Genomic DNA, 15255 nt, shown 5'->3' with positions numbered 1-15255 from the left:
TCGGAGGCGGTATCGTCGTTAGGAGAGGTCGATGTATCTCAATGTCACTCCTGAGAACTTCCCGGCTATCGCCTCGCAAATCGAATTCACCGCCACGGGATTACAGGGCGCTCTCGGAGCCCACATGCCGGCCTGCCAACCGCTGCCGCCGGGCATCGATGATGTGAGCCTGATGATCCCGGAGGTGTTGAACCCGTGGGGCGAAGGCTTTTTCTCGACCACCGCGCACGGCGCCGTGCTGCAGACCCAGGCCTCGGCCGTGATGCCCGAGGTTGGCACCGCGTATTCGGGTAGCGACATCCTCGCCGGCGCCGATGTCGCCACGCACGGCCCGATATTCAACGTGTAGCCGGAGATCGGCGAGCCGAGGTTGATGTCATGGCGTTCCTTTTCGACTTCCATGCGCTGCCGCCGGAAATCAATACCTCTCGATTACTGAGCGGTCCGGGGCCGGCATCGACGTCCGCGACCTCCACCGCCTACGCGGACCTCGCGGCGCAACTGAATGCCGCGGCGGCCGATACCGAGGCGACGATGGCGACGATCTCGGGCTCGTGGCAGGGCATGTCGGCGGACAAGGCGCGGGCGGCATTCCAGAAGCATGCGGCATGGCTGCAGGAACAGGCCGCAGTAGCCGGCGCCGCCGCCGCGCTCGTGGGCGAGGTGGCTGCCGCGGCGAAGGGCGCGCGCGGTGCGATGACTCTGGTCAAGATCCATTTGGAAGCGAACAAGGCGGAGCGCAAAATGTTGCTCGCCAACATGGCTACGGCGAGTGCCATTTCCACCGCGGGTCCGGTGGGCGCTGTGGTGGGAGGTTCGATGCTGGCCGCGACCAGTGCGGCGCTCGCGGCCAACGAACTCGAGTACTTGTTCGTGATCTGGCCGGAGGCGGCTCTCGTCATGGACGGTTATGCGGGGACCGTGGTGCCCGCGCTGGCCGCCCTCCCGAAGCCGCTCACGGCACCACCGATCGTCGGTGGTGGCGCACCGCCGCCGGATATGCAGTACAAAATGGCCCCGGACACGACGACGACGACGCGGCCTACCGCCTACCAGCATTCGACTATCACCGACACCGGCGGTAATTCGCACTCCACCACCGGGAATCAGAACACCTCGACGAGCAACTCTCATTCGAGCGGGGGTGACCAATCCTCGGGTGGCACCAACGACCCGTCGGGCCCGGGTGACGGGCCGCAAGGGACCGATCCCACGGGCACGGGCCCGGACAGCGGGTTGTCCGATCCCACCGGGGCAACGGACGCGCTGTCGCCGATGTCGGATTACGGCCAGGGCGGCGAGGGATACGGTGACGATCCGATGGCCGGGCAGGACGGCCTGTACGGCATGTCGGCGACATCGCCCACCCTTGCCGGCCTGACCGGCGGAATCGGTAGCACGGTGGCTTTTTCGATGATGCGCGGTGGTGTCGGCTCGATGCCCGGCGCCGCCACCGGATTCCGGATGCCCGGTAACTGGAATCCCGCGTCCTTCCGTGCCTTCGGCGCCGCGGACGGCCAGCCCACCACGACTGTGCCTCCGCGCCAGGGCCCTACGCGCGGGGCAACGGCACCCAAGGCGCAGATGCGACGCCGCAAGGACGAGGAGCGCAAATCCAAGTCGGCGGTCTTCGTCCCGGGTGAGCCGATGGACGTGCCCGTCCTGGAGAAGGTTCCGCTCGTCGGAGTTATCGAATACGCCGGCGACCGTAGAGAAGACCCGGTATCGGAACCTCAACTCGCGGTCGGTGTGATCGAGCGCGTCGATGACGATGCGGCGATTCCGGCCACCCCCGAACGTCCCCGGTGAACAAGACCGAGGTCGCGTGTAATTCAACACCGGAAAGGAACCACAGATGAGTTACGTCTTCAACGGCGATCCCCACGAGTTGATCCCCGCCGCTCAGAAGGGCATCGGACTGCAGGGTAACCACGAGGGATACCTCAAGGCCCTGCTCGCGGTCAAGGACGAGCTGGAGGCCGCGGTGCGGAGCCCGCAGGCCACACCGGCGATCGCCTCGTCCATGCAGAATGCGCTGGACAAGGGCAACCGGCTGGGCAACGCGTTCCAGGAAATTCTCCAAGTTCTGACCGATTCGGCACACAAATTCAGTGCCGCCGATATGGACGCATACGCCGATCTCATCCGGCAGCAGGAGCAGTTGCACGGTGGTGCGCAGGCTCTCGGTACGGACATGGGCGCCAGTGCCGGCAGCGTCGCGAGCAGCACCATGTCAGGAAAAGTCGATATCGGCTTCTAGGGCAACGCAGTAATTCACATATCAATTATCCGAAAGGTTTTCGCCATGGCCGGTGGAATGCAGTACAAGTTCGGTGAAGTCGACACTCACACGCTGACGTTCGACAACATCGTCAAGAACATTCAGGAAAACAACGGTGCGCTGGATTCGCTGGCGAAGGGGCTGCAAAGCTCCTTCACGGGTGAAGCCGGTGATCAAGGTTGGGGCCCCAAGATCCACGAGCTCCTGAACAAGATCACCGACTACAACAACGCGCTCCATGCCCTGAACGCGACCGTGAAGAAGCACTGCGCCAGCGGTGGCGCGATGCAGGACACGGACAAGCAGCAGGGTGGCCGGTTCCTGGCGCTCGAGATCTAGGCATTGCAGCTCGACGATCAGGTGGTCGACGATCCCGTCGCGGTCGAAATCAACGTCGATGCCGCCCTGCTGTTGAAAACACTGGTCGGCATCGACTCGTATCCGCCGGTGCTGGCATTGCTGCCGAACATCTACCGCATCGAGGACCGGGACCGGGTCCACGAGGTGGTGGCCGCTCAACTCACCGAGGCGGGTGTACTCCTCGACGACGGACGAGTACATCCCGTGGTCGAGCGGTGGTTGCAGTGCCTGTACCGGCCGGATGTGGAGCTGGCCGCTCGCATCGTGGATACGGGGCTGGACGGGGAACCACGCGGCATGCTGCGGATGTCGCTGGTTCGTTCGGGCTCCGATCACGTGCTGGCGGTGCGTAACGACGACCATGTCGTGCTCCAGTCGGTGTTCCAGCAGGACGAGGATCTGGACATCCTTGCCGGGGCGATCGTCTCGGCACTGGGGTCGGCACTCGCGGCCTCGTTCGAACCATGGCAGGTGTCGTCCGCACAGGTCTCCGCCGTCGCAACCGAATTCGGCGAATCGGCCGAGCCGGCCGAATTGCGGCGCGCCTTCGCGGAACTCGGCGCCCCGCCGCGGACCGCGGCGATACTCGAGCGAGCGTTGAACGAGGTGTTTCGGCGGGCGGAGGTGCTCGTGCTGGAGCACCACGACGGGGAATACCCGCGACCGGAAGTGTGTCTTTCCGTGCTGGACACCGTTTCCGGACGGCTCGTGGTGAGTCCGAGCGTGGCAATGGACGGTGAACTCTGGTCGACCTATCAACCGGGCGACGACGCGGCGATCCGGTCGGGGATCACCGCGCTGATCAACCTTTTACCCAGCCGGAGTTGGTTCGAAACCAGCCGAATCAGCTGAATTCGCAGCGGGTTTCGAGAAGGATGAGGATATGAACCGAGCACCGGATACGAACGGGCATACGGCCGAGTCCGTGCGGGCTCGGGGTGGTTACGACGCCTATTTCACGCCGATCCCCGAATCGGCAGAGCGGGCCGGAGCCGCCGAAATGACGAACGACGATATGCCGCGGTCGGCCTCGAGGCCGGATGCGGCGCCAACCTCGGCCGGATCGGCGGCGGCCGCCGCGCAACCGATTTCACCGTCTGCCGGCGGACCCCAGCCGGCTACCGGGCCGACCGGCACGCCCGCTCCCGGCGGCGTGGCGGTACCGCCCACGGGTGCCGCGTTCGCGCGGGAGAGCTACGGCGGTTTCGGCGATCTGCGTGCGAGTGGTGAGCGGAATCCGGCGCCCGGCGGATCGAGCAATATCGGCGCGCCCAGGCCCGACAGCGGCACGACGAACACCACGGTGGGACAACAGAACACAATGTCCGGACCCGTCGCGAACCCGGCGCAGGCCGGGGCGGCACAGGCGGCGACCGCCGCACCACAGGGATCGACCACCGCCCCGCGCACGCCCACCGCCGCATCGCAGACTGCCGCCGCGCCGCAGACATCCGCCGCCGCACCGCAGACTGCGGCGTCGCAGACCGCCGCACCGCCGACATCCACATCCACATCCGCGACGCCACCGGCGTCCACGTCCGCCACCGGTGCGGCGAACGCCGGTACCCCCGCGACTTACGCGTCGGTGCAACCGGATTCACCGTCCGCCACCGGACAGGGCACTACGGCGGCATGGACCGCGAGCGCCGAGCAAACATCGTGGACGCCGCAGCCGGCAACCTCCGAGAGTCGTCCCGCGGCCTGGCAGCAACCGCAAGCGAGTGGATCTCAGCTTCCGGACCGGCTGAGCCAGGCCGAGGCCGCCGCCCGGGTCGAGGTGCTGCCGGCGACCCTGACCTCGATGGATCTGCTGGCCGATATCACCGCTGCCCGCCGGGCCCAGCTCAAGTCCACGAGCGGCATGCGGGGTGCGCTGAACAAGGTCGGTTTCAGTCTGGGGCTGTCGCCGGCCGAACAGCGCACCGAGGACCGTCGCGCCCGGATCCGCCGGCAGTTGAACGCGCCCTACCAGATCGCGGTGATCAGTGTGAAGGGCGGCGTCGGCCGCACCACGATCGCGGCGACCCTCGGATCCACGTTCGCCGGGCTGCGGCCCGACCGCGTGGTCGCCGTGGATGCCAACCCCGACTTCGGTGATCTGCCCTCGCGTACCGCGCCGCACCCCTATGGGCTGACCCTGCGCGATATGGCGCAGGCCGCCAATCTCGACGCGTTCTCGGCGGTGCATTCGTTCACGTCCATCAACAACGCCGATCTGGCGGTGCTGGCCTCGCCGTGGAGTACCGAGTCGATCGAGGCGCTGTCCGGCCGGGAATTCGGTGTCGCCGTGGAGACGCTGCGACGGCACTACAACCTACTGGTCGTCGACTGCGGCACCGGCGTGCTCGATTCGATCACCCAGATGGTGCTGAAGACCAGTGATGCCATCGTGGTCGTCACACCCCCGACCGTCGGTGGCGTGAAGGGTGCCGTCGCGACCTTGAACTGGCTGAATTCCCATGGGCTGCAACATCTCATCGCCGGTTCGGTGGTGGCGATCGTGCATCAGCAGCCGGTCAAGCCCACCGTCGAGGTCGAACAGATCGAGAAGCTCTTCGCCACCGCGCAGCGCCCGACGCGGGTGGTGCCGTACGACGAGCATCTCGCCGAGGGCGGTGAGATCGATCTGCGCCTGCTCGACAAGACCACCCTGCTGGCCTTCGAGGAACTCGCGGCCGGCCTCGGTGACGGATTCCCCGGCTATCCGGGAGCGGCGACGAGCGGGGCCCGCCGATGAGCACGGCCGTCGCGGCGCCGGGCGCCGCCCCACGGGCGGCGGCACAACAGGCCGAGGTCGCGCGGGCACGGATCGCGGTCCTGGTCGCGACCTATCAGGTCGATGTGGTCGTTCCGACGAAGTTCGCCGTGGAGACCTTCATCGACGACCTGCTCGGGGTGCTCGACCGCGCGATCGACGACGAGACGGTGGATTTCACGCCACCCGCGGGTCAGTGGAGCCTGGCCCGGCCGGGTGAGCAGCCGATTCCGCGATGGCGCAGCCTGGCCGATCACGACGTGGTCGACGGCACGGTGCTGATGCTGTCCGTGGTGGAGTCGGCCGAGGTGTTCACCCCGGTCGTCGAGGACATCACCGACGCACTCGCGGCGATCAACGAGCGCGAATTCGCGGAGTTCGATTCCGAAACCGTTGCCACGGTCGGTTCCGCCGCGCTGGGTGTCGGCGCGGTGGTGGCGACGATCCTGTTGTCCTGGTCGTGGACTCGCAGCGGGTCGCTGTGGTGGTGCGGTCTGCCCGCTCTGCTGCTGGGCGCCGCCTGCTGGGGCGCCGCCGTGGTCGCGGGACGAGGCAGGACGCCCGCACGCGTCGTCCTCGGATTGGAATTGTCCGCACTGCCACTGCTTTTCGCGGGCGGCGCGATGCTCGTGCCGCCGGCCTACGGCCAGCCGGGTGGCTTCGCCGCGGCCAATATCGCAGCCGGCGCGGTGGTCGCCGCGGTCGCCGCGGTCACGATGTTGCGTGCGAGCGACTCCGGCACCTCGGCGCTGACCGCGGTCGCGACCCTCGGAGTGGTCCTGGCCTTCGCGGCACTGGTCCCGACCTACTTCGATGTATCTCTCGAAAAGGTCGCGGGCGGAATCGTCTTCGCCGCTGTGGTGCTGTTGACCGCGGCACCGCGACTGGCAGTGGTCGCGGCGCGCATCCGGCCGCCGGATCTGCCGGATCCCGGCAACGAGGTGGCGCCGGCCACACTCACCGACATCTTCGACGCGGAAACCGTGCGTGACGATCAGCTCGATCAAAGCGTCGACCCGGAGCGGGAACTGCGGCCGAACACCAGGATCGAAACTCGCGCCCGGCTGGCCGTGACCAGCCTGCGCGGTCTCATCGCGGCGGTGTCTGCGCTGCTTGCGGGAGGTGTGGTCGTGGCCGCCGAGCAGGCGCCCGGTGGCATCCGGGAGATCGTGCTGGGCGCCGCCGTGGCGGGCATTCTCGTCATGCGGGCGCGCTGGTATCCGGATCGGGTGCAGGCGGTTTCGCTGTGCGCGGCCTCGGCGGTGGCGACGGTGGGGGTCGCGGCGGTCACCGTCGGCGCGTACGACACCGACTACGCGCGACTGGCTGTCGTCGGGGTGCTCGTCGTCGCCGCGGTGGCGGCCTGTGTCGCCGCCTTGCGGCTGCCCGGGCGGCGCCTGTCTCCGGTGACGCGACGAGTCATCGACCTGGTGGAGTACGCGCTCATCCTGCTGATTCCGGTGATCGCCTTCTGGATCATGGGCGTATACACCGCGATGCGAGCGATCTGATGATCATTCGCGGACCGGTGAGCATGCTGCTCGCCGGATTGGTGGCGGCGCTGACGGTGGCGCCGGCGGCCGTCATCGCCCCGGCCGCGGCGGTGGATCCGCCTGAAGCGATCGTCGGGGCCGCGCCGCCGGACGGGCCCCCGGGACCGGAACAACCGACCAAACAAGACAAGGGCTGCCTGGCCGCGGGCGTACTGCCGGGCAGTGACCTGGCCCAGGTCCCGCCGTCCGACCGCGCGCTGGATCTGCGGCGGGTCCGGCCGCTCAGTCGTGGCACCGGGGTCACCGTCGCGGTGATCGACACCGGTGTCGCTCCGAATCCCCGGCTGCCGAATCTGGTCGGTGGCGGCGACTATGTCGCCGCCGGGGGCGACGGGCTCTCGGATTGCGATGCGCACGGCACCCTCGTCGCCGGGATCATCGCCGCGGCTCCGGATCAGGCCGATGGATTCGCCGGGGTAGCGCCCGACGCGCGCGTGATCTCCATTCGCTACCGGTCCGGTGCGTTCAGCCTGGAACGTCCGGACGCGGGCAACTCCGATGAGGAACCCGCCCGCCAGATCCGAACCCTGGCCCGGGCGATCACCCATGCCGCGAATCTGGGCGCCGGCGTGATCACCGTGGCGCTGCCGGTCTGTCTCGGTGCCAATGCGCGTATCGATCAATCGATGCTCGCGGCCGCTGTCGGCTACGCGGTGCACGTGCGCGGTGCGCTCATCGTCGCGGGTGCGGGCAACACCGGCGAGGCCGGTTGTCAGCAGAACCCCGACATCGATCCGAGCCGGCCGACCGATTCGCGCAATTGGAAAGGCGTTCAGACTATTTCGACGCCCGGATGGTATGCGCCGGATGTGCTGACGGTCGGCTTCACCACCGCTACCGGCGCGCCGATGCCCGAATCACTGTGGGGCCCTTGGGTTTCGGTGGCAGCCCCCGGAACCGGAATCGAATCGCTCGGTCCCGGCGGTGGTGGGCTCATCAATGCCGTCGGCGCCGGCGACAAGATGGTTCCGGTGGGCGGCGCGTCCTTCGCCGCGGCCTACGTCAGCGGGGTGGCGGCGCTGTTGCGCTCGCGGTTCCCGAACGAGACGCCCGGCCAGATCGCCGCGCGACTGCAGGCCGGCGCGCATGCGCCCGCCCGCGGGGTCGACAACGTCGTCGGTGCCGGGGTGATCGATCCGGCCGCGTCGCTCGGCTATTCCGAACCGCCGCAGGCGCCGAGCGGGTTGTTCCGTACCTCGGCGCTGATCGTGCCGCCACCCGGGCGTCCGGCCGACCGGCGTCCCGGAATCGCGGCACTCGTCGTCGTGGCGGTGGCGCTGTTGCTCGGGGTGGGGGCCGGTTATGCCAACTCCATCGTCCGGAGGCGTGGGTGAGTTTTCCCAGGATCGGAGCCGGCGCGCCCGAGCGCGGACCGCTGGCGGCGGTGGTGATCGTCGGAAGCGTCGCCGTGGCGGGCCTGTGGGGCCGGGTGCCGTGGTGGGTCGCACCGGCGGCGGCGACGGTCGTGGCGATCACCCTCACGGTGCGTGTCGGCGAGCGAACCGCGGTGCGCTGGCTGCTCGACTGGTGTGACTATCGCTTCGGGCGGCAGGCCCGCCAGGAGCTGCTGCATCGGCCGGCACGATTACACGACGTCGAGGTGGCTGCGGGCGTCTGCGGTGTCCGGGAGGACGGATCGTCGTATGTGGCGATGGTCCAGCTCGCGCCGAATCTGGATCTGCCGACCGTCATCGCCGAGCGGGAGCTCTATACCGAGGACACCGTCCCGGTGCAGGATCTGCTGCCGATGCTCGACCAGTTCGGGGTCCGGATCGAGATCGACATCGTCACGACCGGTCAGCGGGTGCGCCCGGCCGGCAGCTACAGCATGCTCTACGACCAGCTGATCGGCCCGCACCCGGTGGTCGGCGACCGCATGACCTGGCTGGTGCTGCGGTTGGATCCGGAGCACAACCTCGAGGCCCTCGTGCGGCGAGGGCCGGTGGCGGAGTCCGCTCCCCGGGCGCTGGCCTCGGCGGCCCATCGCATCGCCGGTCGCCTGCGGGAACGCGGGATGGCGGCGCACGCGCTGCCTGCCGAAGCGCTGGGTGATGCGATCCGCCTGCTACACGCCGGCGTGGAACTGACCGATCTGCGGGAGACGTGGCAGCACCTCGAGTCCTCGGTGCCGGGACGTAGTGTCACCAGTTACCTGATCGACTGGACCCGGCTCGGCGACGCCGGCCTGGACGACTGCTGGTCGTGGCACCGTGGGCGCACCACGGTGGTGGTCAGCCTGGCAGGCGGCGCGCTGGGCGCTCGCGGCCTGGTGCGTTATGTGGGCCCGGCATCCTCGGTCGCCCCGCCGGGATATCTGCGACCGCTGGGCGGGCGGCAGGCCGAGGCGTTGCGCGCGAGTCTGCCTACATCGACCTCGGTCCATCGCATTCCGCGCACGGAGTCCGGAGGCGACACGGCGACTCCCGAGCAGCTGGACGCATTGACCATCGCGATCGGTCCGAGCGGTCAGATCCTCGGTTCGATCAGCGGCAGGCCCAAGCACACGCTGGCGTTGCCGCTGTTCGACCCGGTGCGATACAACCCGCGTCACCGCACGATCGATGTCTACGCCGATCTTCCGGTCGCCCAGCAGATCGTGCTGCGAGCGATGGTCGTCGGCGCGGATGTGGAAGTGCACTCGGCCCGGCCGCAGCGCTGGCAGCAACTCGTCACAGCGGTGGGCGATCCGGATTCGCTACGGCTGGCGCCCGAGACCTCCGACGCCGAGCAGACCCCGGCGGCTGCCGCACAGGCGACCATCGCGGTCTTCGACCAGATACCTCCGCGCGCCTCCGCGGCGCACACGACGGTGACCATCAGCGAACCCGGCGCACCCCGTCGGCGTTCTGCCGATCTGGCGATCGACCAGGTCAGCGAGACCGCCATCGACGTGAGCATTCCGATGCGGACGGTGCGCGTGGATCTGATCGAGCCACGAGGTGAAACCAGATATCTGGACTCCATGGGCAATCCACCGGCAGCCGGACCTCCGGCGATCACGGTGGCGGGTGGCGGATCGATGCCGCCGGCAGGTCCGGCTCATGTGGTCGACGCCGAATCGGACGAGGTGAGACGGTAGTGTTGATCAACGTGGTAGCGGACTCCGCAGCGGACGGCAGGCAATCTTCTGATCGAGACCCACAGAACAGACACCAGAATGGAGGCGAGTTCGGGGTGCTCGATCCCGAGCGTCGTGAGTCCGGCGCCGATGAGCAATTGACACCGCGGCAAGCGGCGGCGGCGATCTTCTCGGCCAGATTGTCGGAGCTGATCGCCGAATCGGTGGTATCCACCGAGGACGGCTCGACCCGTTCGCTGACGTTGTATTCGCTGGCCCAGCATCTCGAGCTGGCCTATCCGGATGTTCCGGTGTCGCAGTCGGGTCTGTACCGGCTGGTGCACGGCGAGGCGATTCCCCGGCTCGATCTGATCATCGCCCTGGCCCGTGTCTTCGATGTGCCGCCGGAGTATTTCGTGGCGGCCGAATCCGGCCGCTGATTCCGCCGGACCGAACTTCTCTCCAGCGGGAATAGGCTTGGCGCGGACCGTATTCCGGTCCCGATACCATCGCACACATGTCCGACAAGGACCCCGCAGACGTCTTCGTGCGCCATCGTGGCGCGGTCCTGGACGCGTTGCTGTCGGAGCCGGGTTTGTCCACCGCCTCCGCAGCCGCCGACCGCCTCGGCGCCGCTGATCCGGTGTCGGTCGGAGTGTCCGTCCCGCCGGCGGAATCCGCCCCGGACCGATCGGACCGATCGTCTCGTCCTGCGGCCAACGGCGCCGCCCGTCCGCCGAGCGGGCCCAAGGCCAGCGACCGGATCATGGCGCTGCTGAACGGCGAATCCCTGGATGGTCCGTCGGGCCTGGAATTCACCTCCGATTTCGCCGATCGGGCCGGCGCCCGGCTCGATCGGACGGGCGCGGCCGAAACGAAACCCGTTGCGGGCGAACCGGAGAAGCCGGCGCAGCCGGAGAAGGCGGAGAAGGCGGCCCCGGCGGGCGCCGCCGCGCCGGCGCAGCAGCTGCTCGCGATGGTGCGCAAGCCGAAGGTGGCGATCGCGCTGGCCGGTGTGCTGGCGATCATCGTCGTGCTGGCGCTGGTCACCACCGGCGGTAAGAAGGACGGCGGAGACCAGGTCAAGGTCGTCACGGCGGCCGCGGCGGCACCGCCGAGCGCCGCCCCCAAACCGTCCGAATCGCTGACCGCCGGCACGGCGATCCAGGTGAAGGCGGCCGAATCCCATTGTCCCACCGGCAGTACGCCCGGCATGGACGCGTTCTCGGGTCAGGCGGACAAGGCGTGGTCGTGTGTGCGCGCCTATCGGGTGGACGGCCAGGTCCTGACCATCGATCTGGGCAAGACCTACCGGATCGACTCCATCGGGATCGTGCCCGGCTGGGACAGCATCGGCTCCGACGGCGCCGACCAGTGGGCCAAGTTCCGGACCGTGAGCCGCGTGTCCTATCGGTTCAACGATCCGGGCGTGACCACCTACACCCAGCAGACGATGGATCAGCGCAGCCTCGTGGTAACCAAGATCAGTCCACCGGTGACCGCGTCGAAGATCACGCTGACGATCCTGGAATCGAAGGGTGACGCCTCGATCAACACCACCGCCATCTCCTCGATTGTCGTCACCGGCCAGTGAATTCGACGCATCAGACCTGTGAGTACTGCTCGCATCGCAACAGCGGTGCGGACTCTCGCTGCGGACACTGCGGGGCGCCGCTGAAGGCGGTGGGCGATGTGCTGGGCGAACTGGGCCGGACCGCAGCGGGTATCGCACCGGTGATCATCGGCGCCGAGAAGCTCGCCAGTGGTCTGGAGAAGGCGGCGTCCGGCGGCGAACAAGCCGCGACGGACGCGAAAAAGGAAGAAGCCAAGGTCTTTCCGGCCTGGCAGTGGAAGGCGGCGTTGGGTGGCGCGGTCGCCCTGGTGCTGCTGGCCGTACTGGTCCTGCGCTCCTGTTCGACTGGCGCGCCCGCCATCGGCGACCTGACACCGGTCGATACGCTGCCCGAACTGATGCGCGCGGTATCGACCTGTCAGCCGGCGTCGGGCGGACAGGGCGATTCCTGTGTCGTCTCCGCGGACGATCCGTTGTTGTCGGGCGGGATCACGGGCGGACGAGCGCTGACCTTCACCGTGCGCACCGATCCACCGGATCGCATCGGTGACACGATCGGGCGCTGGCGCACCTCGGGTGCGGCGATCGTCTCCGACGGCACGGCCTTCGTGGCGATCGGCCCCGCGGTTACCGTCTGGTATGCCGACAGGCATTCGGGCCTGCATCTCGAGACGGGTAGTTTCGCGAATCGTGCAGGCGCGCAGACATTTCTGTTCCGATCCGGTTTGGTTCGCTGAGAAACCGGGTAATGGCGCCCAATCCTTGTTACACTGAATAACGTGCCGTTGTTTAACGGTACGTTCAGACAGTCCGCAATACTGCGGTACCGATTCCGATCTCGGGAAGGCACGGGTCGATGGTGGCAACAACCCAGCAGACGATTTCATGGAAGCGATTCCGTGATGATCCGACAGATCTGGAGGCGGTGTACTTCCGCTGGATTCAGCCGGGAGCCGCGGCGCCGACGATCACCGACCGTGCCGAGCAGATCTTCCGGCATCATCTGGAGCTGGCCGCGGGGCGGCGGCCGGGAACCGCGGTGACCAGGCTGTATCGCGCCGAGGACGGCAGCGGTCTGGGTCCGGCACTGCAGATCGTCAACGACGATATGCCGCTGCTGGTGGATTCGCTCACCGCGGCGCTGCAGCGCCTCGGGGCCACCGTGACCGAGGTGGTGCATCCGGTCTTCGACGTCCTGCGGGACCGGCGCGGCCGGTTGCGGGCGATCGCGCCCAGCGACGGTTTCGATGTGGCGCAGGCGAATTCGGCGAGCCGATCGGAGGGCAGCGGAAACGTCGTCGCCGAGTCGTGGATCCATGTGCAGCTGGGTGCCGGGGATTCCGACGCGGTGCTGGACCGGATCGAGCGGGCGCTGCCACCGCTGCTCGGCGAGATCCGCCAGGTCGCCCACGACACCGAGGCGATGACCCGCACGATGGGAACGCTGGCCGCGCGGCTGGATTCCGTGCCGCAACCCTCGGCCACCGAGGCGGCCGAATGCGCGCAGCTGTTGCGCTGGCTGACCTCCGGGCATTTCACCCTGCTGGGATACAGCTACTATCGCGTGCATCCCGGCGCCGACGGCCCTGAGCCGCAACAGGTTTCGGGCACCGGTCTCGGTGTGCTGCGCAACGGGTCCGGTGTGGACGTGGGCACGCCCGCACTCGGTTCGGAGCAGATTCTGCGGCTGTCCAACGGCTCGCTGGACTCGCTGCTGCCGGGCTCACCGGATGTGTACGTGGTCAGCGTTGCCGACTACGCGGCCGAGACCACCCCGTCGGTCGCCGGAAACGTGGTGGGCGAACACGTTTTCGTGGGCACCTTCACCGTCAGCGGCTTCCACGAGAACATCCTCGACATCCCGGTGATCTCGCGCCGCGTCCACCAGGTCATCGAATGGGCGGGCCTGGCCTTGAATTCGTTCTCCGGCCAGGCGCTGCTGGAGATGTTGCAGACCTTCCCGCGCGTCGAACTGTTCTCCACCGACGCGCGCCGTCTCTTCGAAACCGTCTCGGCCGTCATGAATTTGGGGCTGCGGCGCCAGATTCGCCTCTTCCTGCGCCGCGATGTGGGCAGCAACGCCGTGTACTGCCTGGTGTACCTGCCGCGGGACCGCTACTCGACCGAGGTGCGGTTGCGGATGCACGAGATCCTGCGCCGGGAATTCGATGCCGAGCAGATCGCCTACTCCGCGCGCGTCACCGAATCCGAGCTCGCCGTCGTCTATTTCACGGTGCACCGCGGGGCCGACGCCGAACCGGCCGACATCACCGAATCCAACCGCGAACGCATTCAGGATCTGCTGTTCGCGACCACCCGCAGCTGGAGCGACCGGCTGGTCAGCGAGGCCGCGGGCGTCGCGGAGATCGCCGCGCCGGTTGTGCAGGACTACGCGAGCGCGTTCCCGGCGACCTATCAGCAGGAATACGAGCCCGCCCGGGCGCTCGACGATCTGTGCCGGCTGCAGCGACTGGCCGACGGGCAGATCGACACCGATCTCTACCGCACCGCGGGCGCCCCGTCGGGCGAGTGGCGATTCACCCTGTACGTCGCCGGCACCGAGGTGTCGCTGAGCCGGGTGCTGCCGCTGCTGCACAGCCTCGGCATCGAGGTCGTGGAGGAGAAGCCCTACCGGCTCGAATTGCCCGGCGCCAGCACCCGGTGGATCTACGACTTCGGCCTGCGGGTTGCGCCGAACGTGTTGCGCGGCACCGGTGAGAGCGATCCGGAGGCCGATCTGGACCGTGCCGTGGCGCTGGAATCGCTGCCGGACACCAGTATCCGCAAACGCCTGCCGGAGGCGGTGTCGGCGATGTGGTTCGGCGATTGCGAGGTCGACGGGCTCAACGAACTCGTCCTGCGGGCCGGATTGCATTGGCGCCAGATCGCGATGCTGCGCGCTTACGCGAAATATCTGCAGCAGGCGGGATTCGCCTACACCTTCGCCAACATCACCCGTGTGCTGCTGGCGCAGCCGAGTACCGCGCGCGCCTTCACCGAATTGTTCGACGCCTATTTCGATCCCGAGCATCTCGGGCCGGTCGCGACCGCACGGGCCGCGGGTATCTCGTCGCGGCTGCAGGACGAGATCGATGCCGTGGTGAGTCTCGACACCGACCGGATCCTGCGGGCGATACTCGGGTTGATCACGGCGACTTTGCGCACCAGTCGGATCGCCTGGAGGATTTCCGGACCGAGATTCTGGGTCTGGTGAAGGCGCAGGCGGTGAAGAACGCGGTGATCGTGCCGGTCGGCGCCAAGGGCGGGTTCGTGGTGAAGCGCCCGCCGGCCGCGACCGGTGATGCGGCGGCCGACCGCCAGGCGATGCAAGCCGAGGGCATCGCCTGCTATCGCACCTTCATCTCGGGCCTACTGGATCTCACCGACAATGTCGACCACGCCGGTGGTGAGGTGATTCCGCCGCAGCGGGTGGTGCGTCGCGACGGGGATGACACCTATCTGGTGGTGGCCGCCGACAAGGGGACCGCCACATTCTCCGACATCGCGAACGAGGTTGCGCAGCAATACGACTTCTGGCTGGGTGATGCGTTCGCGTCGGGTGGTTCGGCGGGGTATGACCACAAGGCGATGGGGATTACCGCGAAGGGGGCGTGGGAGAGTGTCAAGCGGCATTTCGCGGAGATGAATGTCGATACCCAGCGTGAGGAGTTCACG

14 protein-coding genes are annotated in these 15255 nt (G+C 67.9%); all 14 read left to right on the top strand.

Features of this window, described 5'->3' with window-relative positions; genetic code table 11:
* The first annotated feature begins 31 nt into the window (after positions 1-31).
* Positions 32-349, top strand: a complete 318-nt coding sequence (locus tag IG65_RS0131180) for a PE domain-containing protein (protein WP_030518535.1) — start codon at positions 32-34, stop codon at positions 347-349.
* A gap of 29 nt (positions 350-378) precedes the next feature.
* Positions 379-1809, top strand: coding sequence for a PPE domain-containing protein (locus IG65_RS39690; RefSeq protein WP_030518534.1), 1431 nt, complete (start codon positions 379-381; stop codon positions 1807-1809).
* Between the two features lie 46 nt (positions 1810-1855).
* On the top strand, positions 1856-2260 hold the full coding sequence (locus tag IG65_RS0131170; protein WP_030518533.1) for a hypothetical protein: 405 nt from the start codon (positions 1856-1858) through the stop codon (positions 2258-2260).
* 45 nt (positions 2261-2305) lie between these two features.
* Positions 2306-2620: a WXG100 family type VII secretion target gene (locus IG65_RS0131165; RefSeq protein ID WP_030518532.1), complete on the top strand. Its 315-nt coding sequence runs from the start codon at positions 2306-2308 to the stop codon at positions 2618-2620.
* A 3-nt stretch (positions 2621-2623) separates the two neighbouring features.
* Positions 2624-3493: an ESX secretion-associated protein EspG gene (locus IG65_RS0131160; protein ID WP_231509551.1), complete on the top strand. Its 870-nt coding sequence runs from the start codon at positions 2624-2626 to the stop codon at positions 3491-3493.
* 31 nt (positions 3494-3524) lie between these two features.
* Positions 3525-5378 (top strand): AAA family ATPase, encoded by a 1854-nt coding sequence (locus IG65_RS39430; RefSeq protein WP_231509550.1) that lies wholly within the window; start codon positions 3525-3527, stop codon positions 5376-5378.
* Complete coding sequence (gene eccD / locus IG65_RS0131140) at positions 5375-6907, top strand: type VII secretion integral membrane protein EccD (RefSeq protein ID WP_030518527.1); 1533 nt, start codon at positions 5375-5377, stop codon at positions 6905-6907. Before IG65_RS39430 ends, eccD begins: the two co-directional genes overlap by 4 nt.
* Entirely contained in the window at positions 6907-8283 is a 1377-nt protein-coding gene (mycP, locus tag IG65_RS0131135; RefSeq protein WP_030518526.1) for a type VII secretion-associated serine protease mycosin, read from the top strand. The genes eccD and mycP overlap by 1 nt, the downstream gene beginning before the upstream one ends.
* Entirely contained in the window at positions 8280-10028 is a 1749-nt protein-coding gene (gene eccE / locus IG65_RS0131130) for a type VII secretion protein EccE (protein WP_063833836.1), read from the top strand. The genes mycP and eccE overlap by 4 nt, the downstream gene beginning before the upstream one ends.
* A gap of 95 nt (positions 10029-10123) precedes the next feature.
* Positions 10124-10447 carry a helix-turn-helix transcriptional regulator gene (locus IG65_RS0131125; RefSeq protein WP_051757256.1) on the top strand — a complete coding sequence of 108 codons (324 nt, stop codon included), beginning with the start codon at positions 10124-10126 and terminating at the stop codon, positions 10445-10447.
* A gap of 77 nt (positions 10448-10524) precedes the next feature.
* A complete protein-coding gene (locus IG65_RS0131120; protein WP_030518523.1) occupies positions 10525-11601 on the top strand; it encodes a discoidin domain-containing protein in 1077 nt (358 codons plus the stop codon).
* Positions 11598-12317: a hypothetical protein gene (locus IG65_RS0131115; protein WP_030518522.1), complete on the top strand. Its 720-nt coding sequence runs from the start codon at positions 11598-11600 to the stop codon at positions 12315-12317. The genes IG65_RS0131120 and IG65_RS0131115 overlap by 4 nt, the downstream gene beginning before the upstream one ends.
* A gap of 119 nt (positions 12318-12436) precedes the next feature.
* A complete protein-coding gene (locus IG65_RS35320) occupies positions 12437-14794 on the top strand; it encodes an NAD-glutamate dehydrogenase domain-containing protein (protein ID WP_051757255.1) in 2358 nt (785 codons plus the stop codon).
* Positions 14791-15255, top strand: a 465-nt coding sequence (locus IG65_RS39425; RefSeq protein WP_231509549.1) for an NAD-glutamate dehydrogenase domain-containing protein, incomplete at its 3' end; no start/stop codon positions are given. The genes IG65_RS35320 and IG65_RS39425, both read left to right, overlap by 4 nt.

The sequence above is a fragment of the Nocardia sp. NRRL WC-3656 genome (genome assembly GCF_000720265.1).
GTDB lineage: Bacteria > Actinomycetota > Actinomycetes > Mycobacteriales > Mycobacteriaceae > Nocardia > Nocardia nova.
Note: the sequence above shows the minus strand (reverse complement) of the source record. Positions and strands in the feature narration are given on the sequence as shown.

What these genes read in the sequence shown, in the direction of transcription:
- IG65_RS0131170 (WP_030518533.1), top strand. Translation starts at nt 1,856, where the DNA reads ATGAGTTACGTCTTCAACGGCGATCCCCACGAGTTGATCCCCGCCGCT.
- IG65_RS0131120 (WP_030518523.1), top strand. Translation starts at nt 10,525, where the DNA reads ATGTCCGACAAGGACCCCGCAGACGTCTTCGTGCGCCATCGTGGCGCG.
- eccD (WP_030518527.1), top strand. Translation starts at nt 5,375, where the DNA reads ATGAGCACGGCCGTCGCGGCGCCGGGCGCCGCCCCACGGGCGGCGGCA.
- IG65_RS39430 (WP_231509550.1), top strand. Translation starts at nt 3,525, where the DNA reads ATGAACCGAGCACCGGATACGAACGGGCATACGGCCGAGTCCGTGCGG.
- mycP (WP_030518526.1), top strand. Translation starts at nt 6,907, where the DNA reads ATGATCATTCGCGGACCGGTGAGCATGCTGCTCGCCGGATTGGTGGCG.
- IG65_RS0131165 (WP_030518532.1), top strand. Translation starts at nt 2,306, where the DNA reads ATGGCCGGTGGAATGCAGTACAAGTTCGGTGAAGTCGACACTCACACG.
- IG65_RS35320 (WP_051757255.1), top strand. Translation starts at nt 12,437, where the DNA reads ATGGTGGCAACAACCCAGCAGACGATTTCATGGAAGCGATTCCGTGAT.
- IG65_RS0131180 (WP_030518535.1), top strand. Translation starts at nt 32, where the DNA reads ATGTATCTCAATGTCACTCCTGAGAACTTCCCGGCTATCGCCTCGCAA.
- IG65_RS39690 (WP_030518534.1), top strand. Translation starts at nt 379, where the DNA reads ATGGCGTTCCTTTTCGACTTCCATGCGCTGCCGCCGGAAATCAATACC.